Genomic DNA, 2143 nt, shown 5'->3' with positions numbered 1-2143 from the left:
CTAGGGCCTTATATCTGGGCGATTTATACGGTCCTATCAGGGTGAACGCGGAGGATCAGACACACTTTCTGCTACTTAACCCCAGGTGAGCGGGATTTTTGTATCTCCTAGCAGGCGTTTTGTGGATTGTGCTGGGGTGGGTTACCTTTAGTGAGTCGCCAGAGCCGAACAACGGTGTGACGCAACGGTCGACGGGCCCCCATCGTCTAGAGGCCTAGGACACCGCCCTTTCACGGCGGCGACACGGGTTCGAATCCCGTTGGGGGTACCAGATACTTCCGAGTATCACTCTTTTGGCCCTGTGGCGCAGTTGGTTAGCGCGCCGCCCTGTCACGGCGGAGGTCGCGGGTTCAAGTCCCGTCAGGGTCGCCATTATCCCAGTACCTTAGGTACTGGGATTTTCGCTTTTCGACGTCCGGGAGCACACGTGAACGATCACATCTCAGACACCGAGCGCGAGACCATGGGCATTGAGGCCGACGCGGTTCTGCGTCTGGGCATCATGCTCATGAGCTCAGGATCAGCCGGTTACCGGGTTATCCGGGCAATGAAGCGGGCAGCACGCAGTCTGGGATATACCCAGCTGCATGCGATCATCACGGTCACCACTATTGCGGTGACGTTTCACCGGGGCCCGCACTTTCGCACCGTCGTGTACAACGTGGACAATCCCGGGGTGGATGCCTCACGTATTGAGGCCCTGGAGGATCTAACTCGCCATCTTCCCGAGAGGATGACTGCGGAGGATCTCAACGCTCGGCTCGACTTGATAGAGGCCACCGTACGCAAACGCTGGTCCACGTGGGTGATCTGTGCCGCCGCCGCGGTCGCTTGCGCGAGCTTTGCCATCCTGAACGGTTTTGAATGGCACGTGTGCCTCGTGGTGGGAGTCGCGGCCGCGCTAGGCAAACTAGCCCAGCACGTTGCCGGGGCCAAGCACATGCGCCAGCTCGCGGGCGTCGCAGCCGGGGGAGTGATAGCCCCCTTGGCTTATTGGGCGATTACCTCGGCCACTGCCGCGCTGGGATGGGTTGAACCCGAGTTCCTTGCCCCAGGCTTTGTTGCCTCGGTGCTGTTCCTTATCCCGGGATTCCCGCTCTTTACCTCGATGATCGATCTCTCCCGATTCGATTTTCCCGCAGGGATTAGCCGTTTCGCCTGGGCTTTGTCGGTGATTACCTGCGCCCTGTTGTCGGTCAGTTTGGTGAGCTGGGTGGTGGGCTTGCGTCCGGACGCTCCAGATTCAAGCGCATCCTTGTATGGCCCTCTCGTGCTGGCCTTGGCTAGCTTCACCGGTGTCGCAGGCTTTGCTTTCATGTTCAATTCCTCGCGGCGCATGATCATCCTTGCCGCCTTCATTGGCATGGTGGGAAACCTGGTCAAGCTGGGGATTGTGGCCGGTGGTTCCTCGATCTACCTGGCTGTCCTGCTGGGTGGCCTGACGGTCGGGCTGCTGGGGTTTGTCGTTGCACGCCTCAACCACATCCCCCGCGTGACCACGACCGTTCCGGCGGCCCTCATCATGATCCCGGGTACCTCCATGTTCCGGGCAATGGCGGCTGTCAATGGGGTGGATATGGACGAGGTGGTGCGCAACGGGGCGTTGTCTAGCACGACGGTGATCACCATCGGTGCTGGCCTGGTTCTGGCGCGCATGCTTACCGACCGCGACTGGATGTTTGGCCACCACATCGAACTGGGGCGCCGGCACGCCTAAATATGTCTAATGAGCTGCTGATTTGTTAGCAATCTCTGTAGGTGTGTAAGCTTTCCACTCGTGCAAGAAACCCTGTTATTACAGGATTTTGAGTACGGCATTAGGCCCTGTGGCGCAGTTGGTTAGCGCGCCGCCCTGTCACGGCGGAGGTCGCGGGTTCAAGTCCCGTCAGGGTCGCTGAAGTATTACACTTCATGTGAGCGTAGTGCTTCTGGCCAGATAGCTCAGTTGGTAGAGCGTCCGCCTGAAAAGTGGAAGGTCAGCGGTTCGACCCCGCTTCTGGCCACAACAGTCCCATCCCAGTTTGCTGGGGTGGGATTTTTGTTATTTAAGCGTTAGTGGAGGGTTAAGGTGCAAAATGTGTGTCCGCTCGGCGTGTCGCCTGCCGGGCACACTGGTTGCTACTTCAGGGGGCCTTTCCGAATT

General features: G+C 59.1%; 1 protein-coding gene and 4 tRNA genes. All 5 read left to right on the top strand.

Features of this window, described 5'->3' with window-relative positions:
• Positions 1–195: 195 nt before the first annotated feature.
• A tRNA-Glu gene (locus FHE74_RS10505) sits at positions 196–271 on the top strand.
• 24 nt (positions 272–295) lie between these two features.
• Positions 296–372 (top strand) — tRNA-Asp (locus FHE74_RS10500).
• Positions 373–427: 55 nt separating this feature from the next.
• Positions 428–1717: a threonine/serine exporter family protein gene (locus FHE74_RS10495; RefSeq protein ID WP_139466460.1), complete on the top strand. Its 1290-nt coding sequence runs from the start codon at positions 428–430 to the stop codon at positions 1715–1717.
• 103 nt (positions 1718–1820) lie between these two features.
• Positions 1821–1894 (top strand) — tRNA-Asp (locus tag FHE74_RS10490).
• Positions 1895–1930: 36 nt separating this feature from the next.
• Positions 1931–2003: transfer RNA gene (locus tag FHE74_RS10485), tRNA-Phe, on the top strand.
• Positions 2004–2143 lie beyond the last annotated feature (140 nt).

Source organism: Corynebacterium tapiri, assembly GCF_006334925.1.
GTDB classification, from domain to species: Bacteria; Actinomycetota; Actinomycetes; order Mycobacteriales; family Mycobacteriaceae; genus Corynebacterium; species Corynebacterium tapiri.
Note: the sequence above shows the minus strand (reverse complement) of the source record. Positions and strands in the feature narration are given on the sequence as shown.